At 71.5% G+C, this 17,945-nt stretch carries 12 protein-coding genes and 1 pseudogene; 2 read left to right on the top strand and 11 right to left on the bottom strand.

Features of this window, described 5'->3' with window-relative positions; all coding sequences use genetic code 11:
• Positions 1-231: 231 nt before the first annotated feature.
• The 5 genes and pseudogenes from AEQ27_RS15235 to AEQ27_RS15215 form a co-directional block, all read right to left on the bottom strand.
• Positions 232-3,305: pseudogene (locus tag AEQ27_RS15235) on the bottom strand (alpha-mannosidase).
• A gap of 94 nt (positions 3,306-3,399) precedes the next feature.
• Positions 3,400-4,236 carry a carbohydrate ABC transporter permease gene (locus AEQ27_RS15230; RefSeq protein WP_054147439.1) on the bottom strand — a complete coding sequence of 279 codons (837 nt, stop codon included), beginning with the start codon at positions 4,234-4,236 and terminating at the stop codon, positions 3,400-3,402.
• A gap of 2 nt (positions 4,237-4,238) precedes the next feature.
• Entirely contained in the window at positions 4,239-5,225 is a 987-nt protein-coding gene (locus tag AEQ27_RS15225; protein ID WP_054147438.1) for a carbohydrate ABC transporter permease, read from the bottom strand.
• Positions 5,226-5,229: 4 nt separating this feature from the next.
• Positions 5,230-6,618 (bottom strand): extracellular solute-binding protein, encoded by a 1,389-nt coding sequence (locus AEQ27_RS15220; protein ID WP_054147437.1) that lies wholly within the window; start codon positions 6,616-6,618, stop codon positions 5,230-5,232.
• Positions 6,619-6,830: 212 nt separating this feature from the next.
• A complete protein-coding gene (locus AEQ27_RS15215) occupies positions 6,831-8,105 on the bottom strand; it encodes an ROK family transcriptional regulator (RefSeq protein WP_054147436.1) in 1,275 nt (424 codons plus the stop codon).
• 98 nt (positions 8,106-8,203) lie between these two features.
• Here AEQ27_RS15215 and AEQ27_RS15210 point away from each other — a divergent pair, with 98 nt between their 5' ends.
• Positions 8,204-8,674 carry an N-acetyltransferase gene (locus AEQ27_RS15210; protein ID WP_054147435.1) on the top strand — a complete coding sequence of 157 codons (471 nt, stop codon included), beginning with the start codon at positions 8,204-8,206 and terminating at the stop codon, positions 8,672-8,674.
• Positions 8,675-8,699: 25 nt separating this feature from the next.
• Positions 8,700-9,140 carry an MGMT family protein gene (locus tag AEQ27_RS18435; protein ID WP_082383640.1) on the top strand — a complete coding sequence of 147 codons (441 nt, stop codon included), beginning with the start codon at positions 8,700-8,702 and terminating at the stop codon, positions 9,138-9,140.
• Positions 9,141-9,150: 10 nt separating this feature from the next.
• On the opposite strand, the gene AEQ27_RS15200 is transcribed toward AEQ27_RS18435, so the two are convergent.
• The 6 genes from AEQ27_RS15200 to AEQ27_RS15175 all read right to left on the bottom strand — a co-directional run bounded on the left by AEQ27_RS15200 (position 9,151) and on the right by AEQ27_RS15175 (position 17,866).
• Positions 9,151-9,939: a GNAT family N-acetyltransferase gene (locus tag AEQ27_RS15200; RefSeq protein ID WP_054147433.1), complete on the bottom strand. Its 789-nt coding sequence runs from the start codon at positions 9,937-9,939 to the stop codon at positions 9,151-9,153.
• A 27-nt stretch (positions 9,940-9,966) separates the two neighbouring features.
• On the bottom strand, positions 9,967-11,892 hold the full coding sequence (locus AEQ27_RS15195; RefSeq protein ID WP_082383639.1) for an ABC transporter ATP-binding protein: 1,926 nt from the start codon (positions 11,890-11,892) through the stop codon (positions 9,967-9,969).
• Complete coding sequence (locus AEQ27_RS15190; protein WP_054147432.1) at positions 11,889-13,724, bottom strand: ABC transporter ATP-binding protein; 1,836 nt, start codon at positions 13,722-13,724, stop codon at positions 11,889-11,891. Before AEQ27_RS15190 ends, AEQ27_RS15195 begins: the two co-directional genes overlap by 4 nt.
• 428 nt (positions 13,725-14,152) lie before the next feature.
• Positions 14,153-15,817: a bifunctional phosphoribosylaminoimidazolecarboxamide formyltransferase/IMP cyclohydrolase gene (gene purH, locus AEQ27_RS15185; protein WP_054147431.1), complete on the bottom strand. Its 1,665-nt coding sequence runs from the start codon at positions 15,815-15,817 to the stop codon at positions 14,153-14,155.
• The gene (gene purN / locus AEQ27_RS15180; RefSeq protein WP_054147430.1) at positions 15,814-16,407 is read right to left on the bottom strand and encodes a phosphoribosylglycinamide formyltransferase; all 594 of its coding nucleotides are present in this window, start codon (positions 16,405-16,407) and stop codon (positions 15,814-15,816) included. The genes purH and purN overlap by 4 nt, the downstream gene beginning before the upstream one ends.
• A gap of 85 nt (positions 16,408-16,492) precedes the next feature.
• Positions 16,493-17,866, bottom strand: coding sequence for a DUF6350 family protein (locus AEQ27_RS15175; protein WP_200908386.1), 1,374 nt, complete (start codon positions 17,864-17,866; stop codon positions 16,493-16,495).
• Between the last annotated feature and the right edge of the window lie 79 nt (positions 17,867-17,945).

The following is a 17,945-nucleotide window of genomic DNA, read 5'->3' as shown; positions in this document are numbered from 1 at the left end:
CCTGCGTGCCGAACCCGACCTCCACCTCCCGCAATCGCGTACCGACCCCGACAAGCCGGGCTCGACACGCCGGGGGAAGGAGGTTCATCGCCGCATCCGGGCTGCAGTTGTCGCGATTTGCACACGCCAGGGCAGGCGGGCGGGGCCGGGCGGGCATGCGGGCGAGGGCGGCCATCACCGGGTGACCGCCCTCGTCGGCAGGCGGGAAGCAGGAACAGGAGGCCGGAGGCGCTACGCCCGGGCCACCCGCAGCGTCACGATCTCGAACGGACGCAGCGTCAGTTCGACGGCCGCCCCCGCGGCCCATCGACCCGCCCCGGCGCTGCCCGGCTCGAGCGCGCGCTCGATCAGGTCGGTTCGCCACGTGTCGCCGAACCCGCTGTCTGCGTCGACCGTGATCGTGGTCGCCGCCCGCGCGCCACGGGCCCCGTACAGCCGCACGATCAGATCGCCCGCGCGGTCCTCGGCCAACTTGCCCGCCTCGACCAGCACGGCGGGCGGCGCCGAGGGGACGAGCGGCGCGACCGCCCCACCGGGCGCCCGTCGACCCGCCGGACGGGCCGGGTGAGGCGGCAGCCCGCGGTCGCCGCGTCGAGCACGCCGGGCGCGACCCGCACCGACGAGCGCAGCACGTGCCGCCCCTGGTCGGCGTGGGGGTCGGGGAAGGTCGGCGCCCGCAGCGGCGACTGCCGCACGAGCGTCGTCGTGCCGCCGTCACCGCCGTCGGCCGTGTCGCGGGTGCTCCGCGTGATGTCGTGGCCGTAGGGGGCGTCGTTCGCCACGGCCACGCCGAAGCCGGGCGCGGCGACGTGCACCCAGCGGTGCGCGACGGTCTCGAACCGGGCGAAGTCCCACGACGTGTTCTGGTGGGTCGGGCGCTGCACGTGACCGAACTGCACCTCGGAGGCGGCCCGGTCCGCGTGCACGTCGAGCGGGAACGCCAACTTGAGCAGCTTCTGCCGCTCGCGCCAGTCGCCCTCGGTCTGCACGTGCAGTTCGGCCTCGCCGTCGTCGAGCCACCAGCGCTGCACGATCGTCGAGCCGCCGACACGACGCGTCACCACGAGCGCCCGGCCGTCGGCGACGACCGACTCGGCCTCGACCAGGTCGGTGCGGACGTTCTTGTAGGCCTGGTCGACGTCCCACGCGTCCCACTGGTTGGGGGTGTCGCGGAAGAGCTGCAGCAGCCCGAGCCGCGAGCCCGGAGCGACGAGGTCGCGCCCCGACGTCGCGTCGACCAGCGAGGCGACCAGGCCGTCCCCGTCGAACGCGGCGCGCACGAGCCCGTTGTCGAGCACCCAACCGCCGTCGGAGGCGACCGGCGTGACCGACCCGACCCCCGCCTCCTGCGCCTGACCCGCTGCCGAGCCGGCCGACGCGTCGACCCCGGCGGCCGGGACCGGCCCGGCGTTGAACGTGGTCGTCGCCGACCCCGACCCGGCGAGCGCCCGCTGGGCCGACCCGATGATCGTCTCGAGCTGCTCGGCGACCCGGGCGTAGTGCCGTTCGGCCTCGTGGTGCACCCAGGCGATCGACGACCCGGGCAGGATGTCGTGGAACTGCTGCAGCAACACGACGTGCCAGATCTGCTCGAGCTCGTCGTAGGGGTAGTCGAGCAGGCCGCGCGCCGTCGCCGTGGCGCTCCAGAGCTCGGCCTCGCGCAGCAGGTGTTCGCTGCGTCGGTTGCCCTGCTTGGTGCGGGCCTGCGAGGTGTAGGTGCCGCGGTGGAACTCGAGGTACATCTCGCCCGACCACACGGCCGGGTCGGCGAGTTCGTCGCGCGCCTGGGCGAAGAAGGAGGCGGGGGTGCCGACGGTCACGCGCGGCGACCCCTCGAGGTCGCCGGCCCGTCGCGCGGCCGCCATCATCTCGCGGGTCGGGCCGCCGCCGCCGTCGCCCCAGCCGAAGGGGACGATCGAGACGTTCGAGAACCCCTTCTCGGCGTAGCCGCGCTCGGCGTGGGCGAGCTCGGCCGGCGAGAGGTCGGAGTTGTAGGTGTCGACCGGCGGGAAGTGCGTGAAGACCCGACTGCCGTCGATGCCCTCCCAGAGGAACGTGTGGTGCGGCATGCGGTTCGTCTCGTTCCAGGACTCCTTCTGGGTGAAGAACGAGCTCGCCCCCGCGGCCCGGGCGATCTGCGGCATCGCCCCCGTGTAGCCGAACGAGTCGGGCAGCCAGACCTCGTCGGCGTCGACGCCGAACTCGCGGAGGAAGAACCCCTTGCCCGCGACGAACTGACGGGCGAGCGCCTCACCGCCGGGCATGTTCGTGTCCGACTCGACCCACATGCCGCCGACGGGCACGAACCGACCCTCGGCGACCTTCTGCTTCACGCGCTCGAACAGCTCGGGGTAGTGCTCTTTCAGCCAGGCGTACTGCTGGGCGCTCGAGGCGGCGAACACGAAGTCGGGGTCGTCGTCCATCAGCGCGACGACGTTCGAGAAGGTGCGGGCGACCTTGCGCTGCGTCTCGCGGACGGGCCAGAGCCAGGCCGAGTCGATGTGCGCGTGTCCGGTCGCGACGACCCGGTGAGCGCTCGCGTTCGCCGGCGCCGCGAGCACGTCGGCGAGCGCGACGCGACCGGCCGTCGCCGACCCCGCGACGTCGGCGTGGTCGACGACGTCGCACATCCGGTCGAGGGCCCGCAGGATCTCGTGCCGTCGCGGCGAGGTGAGCTCGAGGGTGCGCATCAGCCCGACGAGCGTCCAGACGTCGCGGTCGAGTTCGGCGACGACCTCGTCACGTTCGGCGAGCACGATGCTGCGCAGGGCGTAGATCGGGGCGTCGCCCGAGGTCTCGGGGTCACCCAACGGGGTCTCGCCGTGGAAGTCGTCGCCACCGATGTCGGGGTTCGACGCGGCCTCGACGTAGACGTCGATCGTGCTGCCCGGCGTCACACCCGCACCGATCGCCGTCAGCGGCACGTAGCCGTTGTACGGCTCGATCGCTTTGACGATGGTGCCGTCGGGTCGCCAGACGAGGCCCTCGGCCTGGAACCCGGGCTGGCGGATGCTGAAGCCGAGGTCGACGACGAGCTCGAGGGCGGTGGCCGGGGCGGTACCGAAGTCGTCGGGCCCCGTCCCCGTGCCGGGGACCCACGTGGTGCCCCAGGGGCGGCTCCACGGCGAGCCGATGGCGAACGGCTCGTACGTCGGCGAGACGGCCTCGGCGAAGGGGACCGGCTCACCCGGTGCCTCCCAAGCCGTGATCGTCAGCGGCACGGCCCGGCGGTAGACCGCCGGAGTGATGCGGTCGCGGACGAAGCGGTCGATGCGGGCCTCGACGAGGACGGTGTTGTCGTGCATGGGATCAGTCTCCTGACGGGCGCGCCGGAGCGCGCGGTGGGGCGGGTCGTTCTGTGGATCGAGAGGGCGTGGGGGGCACTGGTGGGGAGGCGCGTCACCCCTTGACGGCGCCGGCCAGCGCATTCGAGCCACCGAGGGTCCGCGAGACGAGCACGTACAACGCGATGACGGGCACCGAGTAGACGATCGAGAACGCCGCGAGCTGGCCGTAGGCCACCGAGCCGTACTGCCCGAAGAAGTTGAAGATGCTCACGGCAGCCGGCTGCTTGTCGGGGCTGAGCAGCAGCACGAACGGCACGAAGAAGTTCCCCCAGGCCTGGATGAAGACGAAGATGAACACCACGGCGATGCCCGGCCGCATGAGCGGCACGACGATGCGCGTCAGGGTCGAGAACATCGAGGCCCCGTCGGTCCAGGCGGCCTCCTCGAGCGAGATCGGCACCGAGTCCATGAAGTTCTTCGCCATCCAGATCGCCATCGGCAGGCTGGTCGCGGCCAGGAAGAACACCGTGCCGCCGATCGAGTCGATCAGGTTCAGCGAGACGAACAGGCTGTAGACCGGCACCATCATCGCGGTGATGGGCAGGCCGGTGCCGAACAGGATGCCGTAGAGGAACGGCTTGTTGATGCGCATCCGGTACCGCGAGAGCGGGTACGCCGCGAGGATCGCCACGACGACGGTCACCAGGGCGCAGCCACCCGACACGATGAGGCTGTTGGCCAGCGGGACGAACGAGATCTCGGGCGTCAGCACGGCAGTGAAGTTGTCGAGCGTGAACTGCGACGGCACCTTGGCCGACAGCGTCGCCGACGGGTCGAACGAGGCCAGCAGCAGCCAGGCGAGCGGCACGGCGAAGCAGATCGCGATGACGATCAGCACAGCGTTCGAGACGGCCTTCATGCTGCGGCCGCTGGGTGAGGTCATGCTCATGGTCAGTCGACCTCCGGTTTCAGGGCCCTGATGTAGATGATCGAGAACACCGCTCCGACGAGCAGCATGATCGTGGCGATGGCCGTGCCGAAGCCCAGCTGCGAGAACTGGAAGGCCTCCTGGTAGGCCAGGATCGGCAGCGTCGTGCTGTTCGTGCCCGGTCCGCCGCCGGTCATCACGTAGATCAGCGTGAAGACGGAGAGCGTCTGCAACGTGGTCAGCATGAGGTTGGTCGAGATGCTGCGTCGGATGACCGGCAGCGTGATGTAGACCAGGCGTTGCCAGCCGGTGGCGCCGTCGACCTCGGCCGACTCGGAGATCTCGGGGGGCACCTCCTGAACCGCCGCCGAGTAGACGAGCATCGAGAACGCGGCGCCGCGCCAGATGTTGGCGAGGATCACCGAGAGCATCGGCATCGCGTAGAGCCAGTTGGCGCCCGTGATGCCGAACCACGACAGGACCGTGTTGAGCGTGCCCGCGTCGTTGAAGAACGCGTACGCCGCGAAGGCGGCGACGATCTCGGGCAGCACCCACGCGGCGATGACGAACGTGCCGACGATCGAGCGCACGACCTTGTGGCCGTTCCGCATCAGCAGGGCGAGCCCCAGGCCGACGACGTTCTGGCCGACCACGGCCGAGAAGAAGACGAAGGCGAGCGTCAGCAGCACCGACTTCGGGAAGTCCGGGTCGGCGAACAGCTCGGTGTAGTTGCGGAATCCGATGAACTCCGACCCGCCGGCGGCGTAGCCGGTCAGCGAGGCGTCGGTGAACGAGCCGTAGAAGCTCGAGATGACGGGCCCCAGCAGGAACAGGGCCAGCAGCACGAACGCCGGGACGAGCGGCAGGGTGCGGGCACCGGTGCGCAGGGCGCGCGCCTTCGACGCACCCGCCCGGCGACCCGACTTCTCGCCGTGGGGCCCGGGGCCGGGCCCGGAGGCCCCCGGTCGGCCGCTCTCACGGCCGACCGGGGTGGGGGCGATGGTCGCCATCCGGCTAGTCCCCCGCCTTCTGCGTCTGGTCCTCGCCGACGATGCCGACCAGTTGGTCGTCGAACGCGGCCGCCGCCTCCTCGGGCGACTGCTGCCCGGTCATGACGGCCTCCATCGCGACGGTGATCTCGTTCGAGATGCGGCTGTAGTCGGTGGTCGCCGGACGGAAGTGCGTCACCGGCACGATCGACGAGAAGAACGCGAAGGTCGGGTTGCTGCCGACGTACTCGGGGTCCTCCGCGACGTCGCTGCGCACCGCGATCTGGCTGGCGGCGATGTCGTAGCTCTGCGAGCCGTCCTTGTCGAGCGCGTCGGCGATGAACTCGAACGCCTTGTCGGGGTTCTTCGTCTTCGAGCCGACGGCCAGCGTCCAGCCGCCCGACATGCTCGTCGCGCCCGGCTTCGCCCCGTCCTGGGTGGGCATGGGCGCCTGGCCCATCACGTCGTTCCACTCGGGCCACGGGTTGGTGCCGGTCTCGAGCCAGGTGCCGCTCATCCACGAGCCGTCCAGGGCGATGGCGAGCTTGCCCTGCGGAAGCCACTCACCACCGACGATGGTGGCGATGTTGGTGTCCAGCGCCTCCTCGGGTTTCGGTCCGATGCCGCCCTGGTAGACGTCCTCGATGAAGCCGAGCGAGTCGACGAAGCCCTGCGAGTCGGTGAGCCACTTGCCGGTCTCGTCGTCGTAGAGGGTGCCGGTCGGCGTGCCGTAGAGCAGCATCTCGAAGCCCTGCATGGTCGCGCCCTCGCCCTGCGGCTTGCCCGAGTAGACGTTCAGCGGGACCACGTCGGGCACCTTCGCCTTGACCGTCTCGGCCGCGTCGAGCACGTCCTGCCAGGTCTTCGGCTCCCACGGCACGGGCAGCCCCGCCTGCGCGAAGAGGTCCTTGTTGTACCAGAGGGCCCGCGTGTCGGTGCCCATCGGGATGCCGTAGGTCTTGCCGTCCTCGCCGACGCCCGCCTCCTTGGCGTTGTCGTAGAACTTCTCCCAGTCGTCCCACGCGTCGGTGTACTCGTCGAGCGGCAGCAGATAGCCGGCCGCCGCGTCGCTCTTCACCTTGAACGTGTCCTCGTACATGACGTCGGGTGCGGTGGCCGCCGACCGGTTCATCAGCGCGAGCTTGGTGAAGTAGTCGTCGTTCTGCGCCGCGATGGGCACGAACTCGACCTTCATGCCGGGGTTGGCCGCCTCGAAGGTCTTCGCGGTCTCTTTCATGTGGGCGTCCATCTGCGTGAACGTCCCGAACTTCTGGTACGCGACCTTGATGGTGTCGGAGTCGCCGCTACCGGCACCCCCCGAGCATCCCGAGGCCAGCAGGGCCGTGGCGACCGCTGCGGCGGCGACGGCCAGTGCGCGCTTGCGCCCCCGGGCCGAGGTGAACGTGCGTGACATGGTGCTCCTTTGCTCCAGTCGCGTCGGCGTCGGGCTGCTCTGCCCGACCGCGATTCGATTACTACATCGTATGGAGTAACTCGTGTCAAGATCCTCGCGCGCAACGGTCCGGTAACGACGCGACGGCCGAGGAGGCGCGGGTCACGCAGGAGTCGCGGGTCACGACGCCAGGAGGCGCGGGTCCCGGCCGCAGGAGGCGCGGCTCGGCCCCGTCAGGCGCGGATCAGCAGGGCGGACGGTCGCGGCGAGAACGTCTGGTCGAGCACCAGGCAGGCCGCTCCGACGGCCGCGACGTCGATTCCGATCGACGACTCGACGAGCCGGATCGGGTGCTTCGGGACCAACGCCGGGTCGTCGCGGAGCGCGGCCGGCAGCACGGCGAGGACGTGCCGCGACAGAGGCGCCCAGAACGGTCCGCCGAAGACGACCTCGTCGAGGTCGAGCAGGTTGACGATGGTCACCAGGGCCCGGGCCAGGTGTCGCCCGGCCCCGTGCAGCACGTGCAGGGCCCCGGCGTCGCCCGCGTCCGCCTTGTCGACCAGGGCGACGAACGCCTCGTCGATGCGACGCATGTCGACGTCGTCCCCGCTGCGTGCCGCCTCGGCGAGCGCGTCGTCCGACACGTCTCCCTCGACCAGCACTCCCGTGGCGACGGCCTCGCGCACGAGGGCGTGCGGCGTGATCAGCTCGCCCACGCAGCCGATCCGCCCGCAGGTGCAGCGGTGACCGTGGTCGTCGACCATCACGTGCCCCGAGTCCCCCGCGTTCGCGCTGGCCCCGCGCAGCACGTCGCCGCCGAGCACGAGCCCGGTGCCGTAGCCGGTGCCGTAGTAGACGAAGGCGAAGTCGCTGCGCTCACCCGCGCCTCCGTCGCTCAGCCAGAGCTCGGCGACCGCGCAGGCCGTGACGTCCTTCTCGAGCAGGACCGGCAGGCCGGTGGCCTCGCTGAGCGCCCGGCGCAGCGGCACGTGCCGCCAGAGCGGCATCATCGGCGGGTCGAGCACGAGGCCGGGCCCGATGTCGACCGGGCCGGGTGAGGCGATGCCGACGCCCAGCAGCAGGTCGCGGTCGACGCCGCTCGAGACGACCAGCCCGTCGATGGCCCGCGCCATCAGGGCCACCACCTCGTCGGGTTCGCTGGCGGACGGGGTCAGCTCGCGGGCGTGGGCCACGACCGTGCCCACGAGGTCGAGCAGCACGAACGTCAGCACGGCGGGGTCGACGTGCACGCCGACCGCGAAGCGCCCCCGGGACTCGAGCTGCAGCATGGTGCGGGGCTTGCCGGGGCCGCTGATCACGGTGCCGCTCTCCCGGATCAGGCCCGCCTCGATCAGCCGGCGCGAGACGTTCGTCACGGCTTGCGGGCTGAGTCCGGTGCGCCCGGCGATCTCGGTCCGGCTGAGGCCCGCGCTCTCTCGCCGGATCGCGTCGAGCACGACCGACCGGTTGTAGCCGCCGATCGCCGGCAGGTTCGTCCCGCGGTTCATTCTCGTCATCATCCACGACGTCGGGGGTCGCGCGCGCGCCGCCACCCGTCATCCGTCCGGCGGTGGTGCCCGTCGGGAGGCCCCGTTACCCTGATGCCATGTCTGGTCTGCGCCTCGAAGAACTGTCCGCCGCCACCGTCGTCGCGGCCAACAACCTCACGCTCAAGCCGGGGCAAGAGCAGTTCGTCGCCCCCGTCTCGCACTCGATCGCCGAGGCCTACGTCAACCCGACCACGGCCTGGCCCCGCGTCGTCGTCGACGACGACGGCACGGTCGTCGGCTTCATCATGGGCAACTTCGACGCCGAGGCCGACGACGAGGCACTGCGCAGCTGCATCTGGCGCATCAACGTCGAGGCCGACGCCCAGGGCCGGGGCATCGGGCGGTTCGCCGTGCACGCCCTCGCCGACGAGGCCCGCAGCCGCGGCTTCGACCGGGTCACCGTCATCTACGAGCCGGGCGACGACGGGCCCGAAGAGTTCTTCCACCACATCGGCTTCGAGGTCATCGGCGAGACCCCCTACGGCGAGCACGTCGCGGGGCTGACGCTGGCGTCGTCGCCGGTCTGAGTCGGCACCGCGTGAGGCCGACGTCGTGACGCCGGACGCGCCCGCCCCCGGGGACGAGCCCGGGTCCGTCGCCGGGACCGGATGCGACCCCGGGCCCGTTCCCGACACGGGGCCCGTTCCCGACACGGGGCCGGGGCCCGGGCCCGCAGCCGACTCCCGGCCCCACCCCGACGACTTCGTCTCGCGGGTGATCGCCGTGGTCGAGTCGATCCCGCCGGGACACGTGATGACCTACGGCTCGGTCGCCGCGGCCCTCGGCTCACGGGCCTCCCGTGGCGTCGGCCAGGTGATGGCGTACGCGGGGGCCGACCTGCCCTGGTGGCGGGTGATCCGCGCGTCGGGCCATGCCCCGCGCGACCACGAGCAGCGGGCCCTCGAGCGGTACCGCGTCGAGGGCACGCCTATCGTGTGGAGCCGGTCGGGTACCTTCCGCGTCGATCTCGAGCGCGCCTCCTACCGTCCTTGACGGGGTGCGCTCAGCGCGTCCGGTCGTACGGGGTCGTCGTCGACACGGCGACCAGGCCCGACCGCTCGAGGATCGGACGCGAGTCGTCGGTCGAGTCACTGTGCACGAGGGTCTTGCCCTGCGCGAGGGCGGAACGCGCCCGTGCGGCGGTCAACGCCCGGTAGATGCCGCGGTGGCGGTACGCCTCGAGGGTGGCACCGCCCCAGATGCCGACGAACTGCGTGCCGGGCACGGGTTCGAGTCGGCCACCGCTGACCATGCGTCCGTCGACCTCGGCGACCCAGAGCTCCATGCCGTCGTCGCGACCCAGCCGCGAGAGCAGCGCGTCGGCCGTCCGCGCGTCGACCGCTTCGCCGAACGCCTCGTCGACCATCGCGCTCATCGCCCGCACGTCCGCCCCGGTGATGACCCGACGGATGGTCACCCCCTCGGGCGCGTCCCCGAGACCCGCCAACGCCGTGAGCGGTCCGATCATGACGGACTCGGGCTCGCCGGGCTCGAAGCCCGAGGCCACGAGCGCGTCGTGCAGCCCGGGCGCCCGGTCGTGGCCCCGCGTCTTCCACTCGACCCGGGTGATCTCGGCGTCGGCGTCGAAGTGCTCGACGGCGGCGGCCACGAGCGCGCGCACCGCGTCGGCGTCGGCCACGCCGAGGTCGCGGTAGGTGACGAACCCGCGGCCACCGGCGAAGGTGACGAGCCGCAACGGACCGTGCCGGGTGACGCCGATCGCGCTCGGCGTCTCGGCGTCGGTGCGGAGTTGCTCGTCGTAGGTCTGCAGGTAGGTCGTCGCGTCGATCATCGGGGCCACGCTAGCCGAGCTGCGATCTCAGACGAGCGAGTCGCGCCACGCGGCGTGCAGCTGCGCGAAGCGACCGGTACCGGCGATCAGGTCGGCCGGGGTGCCGTCCTCGACGATGGTGCCGTGCTCCATCACGAGCACCCGGTCGGCGATCGCGACCGTCGACAGGCGGTGCGCGATGATGACGGCGGTGCGGTCGGCGAGCAACGTCTGCAGCGCCTCTTGGACCATGCGCTCGGACGGGATGTCGAGCGACGCCGTCGCCTCGTCGAGGATCAGCACGCTCGGGTTCGCGATGAACGCCCGGGCGAATGACAGCAGCTGACGTTGCCCGGCCGACACCCGGCCGCCGCGCTTGTTCACGTCGGTGTCGTACCCGTCGGGCAGGGCCTCGATGAACTCGTGCGCCCCGACCGCCTTCGCCGCCCGCACGATCTCGTCGCGCGTCGCGTCGGGCTTGCCGAGCGAGATGTTGTCGGCCACCGACCCCGAGAAGAGGTACGCCTCTTGCGTGACCATGACGATCGCGCGGCGCAGGTCTTTCGGGTGCAGGTCGCGCAAGTCGACGCCGTCGAGCGTCACCGCCCCGCGCGTCGGGTCGTAGAAGCGCGAGATGAGCTTCGCCAACGTCGACTTGCCGGCCCCCGTCGATCCGACGAGGGCGATGGTCTGCCCCGCGGGCACGTGGAGGTCGAAGCCGGGCAGCACGACCGTGTCGGCGTTGTAGGCGAACTCGACGTCGTCGAAGTGCACCTGCCCCTCGGCGTGCCACAGGTCGACCGGGCGCGTCGGGTCGGGCACGCTCGGCTGCTCCTCGAGCACGCCCGAGATCTTCTCGAGCGCGGCCGACGCCGACTGGTAGCCGTTGTAGAACATGGCCATCTCTTCGGCCGGGTCGAAGAACCGCTTCGCGTAGAGCGCCACCGCGAGCAGGGCGCCGATCTCGAGCGAACCGTCGATCACCCGGAAGCCGCCGAAGAGCACGACCGCCGCGAGGGTCGCGTTGCCGATGAGCACCAGGCCCGGGTCGAAGGTGCCGAACAGCGTGAACACCTTCGAGTTGGCCTGCCGGTAGTCCTCGACGTGGCCGGCGTACTCCTTCTCGTTGCGCGCCTCCTTGCGGAAGGCCTGCACCGCGCGCATGCCCGTCATCGTCTCGACGAAATGCACGATGACGCGGGCACTCGTGACGCGGGTGGCCCGGAACAGCTTCTGCGAGCGCACCTGGAACCACCTGGTCAGAGCCACGAGCGGCACGAGGGCCACGGCGAGGACGAGGCCGCTCCGCGGGTCGAGCGCGACGAGGGCGACGGCGGTGAAGACCATGTACAGCAGGCCCGAGACGAGTTGGTTGATGCCCGAGTCCAGCAGCTCGCGGATCGAGTCCAGGTCGCTCGTCTGGCGCGAGATGATGCGGCCCGACGTGTACGTCTCGTGGAACTCGAGGCTGAGCCGTTGCGTGTGCAGGAACAGACGCTTGCGCAGGTCGAACAGGATCGCCTGGCTGATGCGCGCCGACAGCACCGTGTACTGCGCCATCAACACCGCACCGATCACGCCGGTCACCAGGTAGGCGACCACGACGAGGATCGCGGGCGCCCAGTCCTGGTCGTCCATCAGCGCCGGCAGGGCCGTGTCGATGCCGATCGCGATCAGGGCCGGACCCGCGACCTGCGAGGCCGTGCTGATGACGACGACGACGCCCATCAGCGCGAGACGCCACCGGAGCGGGTGCACGAGCGACCCGAGGAGGCGCAGCGAACGACGGCGCAGCCTCTTGCTCTCGTCCTTGGTGAAGTTCTCGCGCTCTTCGCCGCGCACGCCCTGCGTCGTCGAGCCCTGCTCGGCGCGCTTCTCGGCGGGGGTGCGTCCGTCGAGTGCCTCGCGTTCGACGGGGCCGTCGGCGACGGCCGGGCGATCGGGACGGTCGTCCTCGAGTGTCGTGTCGGTCATGCCAGCACCTCCTCTCGGCTGGTGGTGGAGTCGTCGTCGAGCGACGAGATGACGTAGCGGTAGTGCTCGTTGCTCGCGATGAGGTCGGAGTGGCGGCCCACCGCGGTGACCGTGCCGTTCTCGAGCAGCGCGACCCGGTCGGCCAGGGTGACCGTCGACGGCCGGTGGGCGACGATCAGGGACGTCGTCGAGGCGAGCACGCGCCTCAGACCGGCCTCGACGCGCGCCTCGGTGTCGACGTCGAGGGCCGACAACGGGTCGTCGAGCACCAGCACGGCCGGGCGGGCCGCGATGGCCCGAGCCAGGGCGAGGCGCTGGCGCTGTCCGCCGGACAGGCTGAGCCCTTCTTCGCCCACCCGGGTGTCGACGCCCTCGGGCAGCCGATCGACGAAGTCGGCCTGGGCGATCTCGAGTGCCTCGCGCATCACCCGGTCGGCCTCGTCGGGGTCGTCCGCGAGATCGGGTCGGCCGAGCAGCACGTTGTCCCGCACGGACGCGCTGAACAGCGTGGCGTCCTCGAACGCCATGCCGATGTGACGGCGGAGCTCTTCGCGGCTGAGATCGCGGACGTCGACGCCGTCGATCAGGACCTGCCCGCCGGTGACGTCGTAGAGCCGCGACACGAGGGACAGGAGCGTGGTCTTGCCCGAGCCGGTGAGACCGACGAGGGCCATCGTCTCGCCGGGCTCGACGACCAGGTCGACCCCGTTGACGAGGTCCGAGAACTGGGCCGGCGAGTCCTGGTAGCGGAAGTGCGTGCCCTTGAACTCGAGGCGACCGTGGGGTTCGGCGATCGTCGACGGGTTCTCGGGGTCGGTCACCGTGTTCTCGCTGTCCATCACCTCGAAGTAGCGGTCGACGGCCGTGCGGGTGTCGAAGGTCATCGACAGCAGGAAGCCGATCGACTCGACCGGCCAGCGCAGCACGGTCGCCGTCGCGAAGAAGGCGAACAGCTGGCCGACGGTCAGCTGGCCGTCGGCGGCGAGCCAGACGCCGCCGAGCAGGCACAGCGCGAAGGCCACGTCGGGGACGAGCAGCAGCCAGAGCCACAGCTTCGAGATGGCCTTGGCCTTCTCGATCTCGGTGCCACGGAGGTCTTCGGCCTGCTTCGCGAACTCGCGCAGCGAGTGCTTGCCGCGACCGAAGGCCTTGAGGACCCGGATGCCGTGGACGCTCTCTTCCACGCTGGTCGCCAGGTCGCCGACCTGGTCCTGGGACCGACGGGCGACGATCGAGTACCGCTTCTCGAAGGCGAAGCTGACGAAGAACACGGGCAGCGACGCGACGAGGAAGACCAGGCCCAACACCCAGCTGTACGAGAACAGCACGACGAAGCCGACGACGATGGTGAGCACGTTGACGACGAGCAGCACGACGCCGAACGCGAGCCAGCGACGGATGAGGCTGAGGTCGCTGACCGACCGGCTCAGCAGCTGGCCGCTCTGCCACCGGTCGTGGAACGCCACCGGCAGGTCTTGCAGCTTGGCGTACAGGGCGTTGCGCATGGTCGCCTCGACGTGGGTGCTCGGGGTGAGCACCAGTCGGCGGCGAGCACCGATCATGATCGCCTCGGCGACGCCGAGGCCCAGCACGACGGCGAAGGCGGGCCACACCTGCGACCGGTCACCGCTCGACAGCGGTCCGTCGACGAGGAGCTGCAGGACGAGGGGGATCAGCAGGGCGACGACGGCGGCGAGCAGGGCCGCGACCATGCCGAGCACGATGCGGGGCAGGGCAGGCTTGACGTACGGGTACAGCCGGGTGAGCGACTGCACCGTCGAGGGACGCTTCGCGGTGTCGGGCGGACGGGCGGACGAGGACTTCTGAGACATGGGTGATCCAAGTGTCGTGATCTGGCACAGGCGACAGCGCAGAGCGCTGACCCGTTGTGGAGAAAGGTGGTGCGGCGACCGTCCTGGGAGGACGCATGGTCGCGCGGTATCGCCCGGGGCGTCGCCGGGCGGGGTGTCGGAGTGGTGCCGGTGGGCGGCGGGCCGTCTCGTCTAGCTGATCGGCGCCGGGCTCGGATACGCCGAGGAGGCGCGACCCACGCGAGCACCGTCGGTGGCCGTGCCCACCGTGGTCAGTGTCGTCGTCGTCATCATGTCCTCCTGAGTGTCGTCGTCCGTCCGTGCGGTCGTGTCCGACCGGCTGTGAGCAGCCTTACAGGATATGCGTGCCGTCGACTCCGCCGCAAGACGGAATCGTTCGGATCGGTGGACGACGCGACACGCGCCTCCGGACCCTCGTCGACGGCGACCTAGTGGAAGAAGTGGCGCTCGCCCGTGAAGTACATGGTCACGCCGGCGGCCTTCGCCGCGGCCACGACCTCGTCGTCGCGGATCGACCCGCCGGGCTGCACCACCGCGGCCACGCCGGCGTCGAGCAGCACCTGCAGGCCGTCGGCGAACGGGAAGAACGCGTCGGACGCCGCGACCGACCCGGCGGCGCGGGCCCCGGCGCGGTCGACGGCGAGGTGGCACGAGTCGACCCGGTTGACCTGGCCCATGCCGACGCCGACCGATGCCCCGCCCGAGGCGAGCAGGATCGCGTTCGACTTGACGGCGCGCGACGCCTTCCAGGCGAACTCGAGGTCGGCACGCGTCGCGGCGTCGGCCTCGTCGCCGGCGACCAGCGTCCAGGCGTCGGACGTGAACCCGTCGAAGCGGTCGGCGTCCTGGACGAGCAGACCGCCCGAGATCTGCTTGACCTCGCGGGCGTCGCGCGCGAAGTCGGCCGGCAGGGTCAGCAGGCGGATGTTCTTCTTCGCGCTGAGGATCTCGACGGCCTCGGGCTCGAAGGCCGGCGCGATGACCACCTCGGTGAAGATGTCCTTCACCGTCTCGGCCATGGCTCGGGTGACCGGGCGGTTGGCCGCGATGACGCCGCCGAACGCCGACACGGGGTCGCAGGCGTGGGCCCGCTGGTGCGCGTCGGCGATGGCGTCGACGGCGTCGGGGGAAGCGACGGCGATGCCGCACGGGTTCGCGTGCTTGATGATCGCGACGGCCGGCTCGTCGAAGTCGAACGCGGCGCGCAGGGCCGCGTCGGCGTCGACGTAGTTGTTGTACGACATCTCTTTGCCGTGCAGCTGCGTCGCCTGCGCGATGCCGTGGGCCCCGGGCGTCGCGTAGATCGCGGCGGCCTGGTGGGCGTTCTCGCCGTAGCGGAGGGTGTGCTGCCGCTCGGCCGAGAGGGTGACCGTGGGCTCGAAGTCGGCCCGCGCCTCCTGCTCGTCGACGACGGACGAGGAGGCGCCGGTCGCCGCGGCGGACGCGTCGGCCTCGGCGCGCGCACCCACGTGTGCGGCGAAGTACGCCGCGACTGCCGTGTCGTACGCGGCCGTGTGGGCGAAGGCCTCACCGGCGAGACGCTGACGCTGGGCCAGGGTCGTGCCGCCGAGCGTGAGCGCCTTGACGACCTGCGGGTAGTTCGTCGGTGACACGACGATGGCGACGTTCGCGTGGTTCTTCGCGGCGGCCCGCACCATGGCGGGCCCGCCGATGTCGACGTTCTCGATGACGGTCGGCACGTCGGCACCCGACGCGACGGTCTCGACGAACGGGTAGAGGTTGACGACGACGAGCTCGAACGCGGCGATGTCGAGTTCGGCCAGCTGGGCCTCGTGCGCCTCGAGCCGCAGGTCGGCGAGGATGCCGGCGTGCACCGCGGGGTGCAGGGTCTTGACGCGACCGTCGAGCGACTCGGGGAACCCGGTGACGCTGCTGACGTCGGTGACGGCGTGGCCGGCGTCGCGGATGGTCTGGGCGGTCGAGCCGGTCGACACGATCTCGACGCCGGAGGCCGACAGGGCGGCGGCCAGGTCGAGCAGGCCCGTCTTGTCGCTGACGCTGATCAGCGCCCGTCGCACGGGCACGGCGTCACGGTCGCGGTAGAGGCTGGGATCGATGGCGTGGCCGCTCATGCGGTGGGCTCCTGTTCGAGAGTGGTCGTTCCGTTGGCGATGTCGAGCACGGTCTGGACGAGCAGTTCGCGCTCGACGACCTTGATGCGGTCGTGCAGCGACGACTCGTCGTCGCCGGGCAGCACCGGGATGCGGCGTTGCGCGAGGATCGGGCCGCTGTCGACGCCCTCGTCGACGACGATCACGCTGGCGCCGGTCTGCTCGACGCCGGCCGCGAGCGCGTCACGCACGCCGTGCGCCCCGGGGAACTCGGGCAGGTAGGCGGGGTGCGTGTTGATCAGGTTCGGGGCGAGGGCGGCGACGACCCGCGGCGGCACGAGCCGCATGAAGCCGCTGAGCACCACGAGGTCGGGCTGCCACTGCTCGATCTGGGCGAGCAGTTCGTCACCCCAGGCGGCACGATCGGCGAAGTTCGAGAAGGCGACCGAGAAGGTCGGCACCCCGAAGTGCTCGGCGTGCTCGAAGCCGTCGGCCTCGCGGTCGGCGCCGACGGCGACCACGCGGGCCGGGTACTCGGCGTCGCTCGCGGCCTCGAGCAGCGCCCGGAGGTTCGAGCCGCCACCGGAGATGAGCACCACGAGCTTCAGCACCCGGCAAGCCTAGCGGGCCGGGCACGCGCGCCGTGGGGCGGCGGAGACGGGGCTCGGTCGTCGGTCGGTCGGCCGGACGACGACGTCAGCGCGTGATGCCCTCGATGCGCTCGGTGTCGTCACCGTCGTGCCGCGGGGCAGCCACGGGCACGGGCCCGGTCGTCGCGGTCGCGTCGACATCCGGATCGTCGCGCCGCTTCGTGCGGGGCCCGTCCGACGTGGTCGCGGCCCGCTCTCCCGCGAACCTCGGCGGCGTGACGACCATGGCCAGCACACCGGCGACGGCGAACTCGAGCGCCGCGAACCCGCCGACCAGCAGCGGGTCCGGTCCGACCTCGGTCAGTCGCCCGGGCCCGGCCGAACCCGAGGCCGCCCAGGCGAGCAGGCCCAGCAGCACTCCCCCGACGAGCCCGCCGACGACCGCGGCGACGATGCGACGGACCATGTCGTCGACACCGTGCCCGGCGAGCATCCGCTGCAGCTTCGGCCTCAGCAGCGTCGCGCAGACGTACGCGGCGACGACCGGCACCAGCAGCCCGACGAACCCGAACGTCAGGTCGGCGGTGGGCAGGGCGCCGAGGAAGGGGATCGCGGGCATCGGACCGACGGCGGTGCCGAGGGGCGAGATCGACGACCCGGTGCCGATGGCGAAGCCGGGGCCGACCAGCCACGACGCCGCCCACACGACGACGTCGGGGAGCAACGCGAGCTGACCGAGCGTCAGCGCGAGTCCGCCGAGGAACCCGCCGTGCGCGCCTTCGTACAGGGTGATGATCTCGGCGTAGTTCGTCACGATCAGCACCGAGACGACCAGGGCCGACACGGCCAGGACGGTGGACGCGGCCGCGGTCCCGAGGCGCAGCCCGGCGGCCGCGATGCCGGTCACCTGTCCGGGCAGCCGGGACAGCAGCCCGACGACGGCACCGGTGACCGGGTCGGCGGTCTCGCCCCGTCGACGGCGCGTGACCTCGGCCATGGCCACGACGGGCACGGCGTAGACGAGCGCGGGCAGCAGGGTGCCCTGCCACACCGACGGGCGCGCGAGCTCGTGCTGCGCCGAGGCCGCCAGGGCGAGGGACAGCAGGGCGAAGGTGCCGATCGTGACGAGCACGCCGGTCGTGCGGTGGGCGGTCTCGGCGGCGGCGCGGCCGGCGCGGACCCCCATCAGCACCGTGAGCAGGGCGAAGCCGAGCGCGGCCAGCGAGACGACGATGGGGGCGTCGGCCCCGGGGATGCCCGTCGCCGCGGCCGCGTCGGCGCTGAGCTGGACGGTCAGGTCGGCTCCGTGCCCGACGAGCCACGAGTCGACGGCTGCTCGCCAGAAGACGACCCAGTCGATCTGCAGGCCGTACTGGAACGCCCAGAGCGAGGTCAGCACGACGAGGGGGATGCCGACGCCGATGGCCACGACGAGCAGGGCTTCGAGCGCGGAGAAGAGGGCGGTGACTGGGCGGTTCATCGCGAGCGACTGTACCGGTGCCGACCGGGGCCGGCCTGCTGCCCCGCCGCCCACGACGACGACACCGGTCGGCAGCCGT

This window comes from Frigoribacterium sp. RIT-PI-h (assembly GCF_001297205.1).
Classification (GTDB): domain Bacteria; phylum Actinomycetota; class Actinomycetes; order Actinomycetales; family Microbacteriaceae; genus Frigoribacterium.
Note: the sequence above shows the minus strand (reverse complement) of the source record. Positions and strands in the feature narration are given on the sequence as shown.

Coding starts and splice junctions, on each gene's coding strand:
- purH (WP_054147431.1), bottom strand. CDS start 15,817: ATGAGCGGCCACGCCATCGATCCCAGCCTCTACCGCGACCGTGACGCC.
- AEQ27_RS15220 (WP_054147437.1), bottom strand. CDS start 6,618: ATGTCACGCACGTTCACCTCGGCCCGGGGGCGCAAGCGCGCACTGGCC.
- AEQ27_RS15200 (WP_054147433.1), bottom strand. CDS start 9,939: ATGATCGACGCGACGACCTACCTGCAGACCTACGACGAGCAACTCCGC.
- AEQ27_RS15195 (WP_082383639.1), bottom strand. CDS start 11,892: ATGACCGACACGACACTCGAGGACGACCGTCCCGATCGCCCGGCCGTC.
- AEQ27_RS15175 (WP_200908386.1), bottom strand. CDS start 17,866: ATGAACCGCCCAGTCACCGCCCTCTTCTCCGCGCTCGAAGCCCTGCTC.
- AEQ27_RS15225 (WP_054147438.1), bottom strand. CDS start 5,225: ATGGCGACCATCGCCCCCACCCCGGTCGGCCGTGAGAGCGGCCGACCG.
- AEQ27_RS15230 (WP_054147439.1), bottom strand. CDS start 4,236: ATGAGCATGACCTCACCCAGCGGCCGCAGCATGAAGGCCGTCTCGAAC.
- AEQ27_RS15210 (WP_054147435.1), top strand. CDS start 8,204: ATGTCTGGTCTGCGCCTCGAAGAACTGTCCGCCGCCACCGTCGTCGCG.
- AEQ27_RS15190 (WP_054147432.1), bottom strand. CDS start 13,724: ATGTCTCAGAAGTCCTCGTCCGCCCGTCCGCCCGACACCGCGAAGCGT.
- AEQ27_RS15215 (WP_054147436.1), bottom strand. CDS start 8,105: ATGAACCGCGGGACGAACCTGCCGGCGATCGGCGGCTACAACCGGTCG.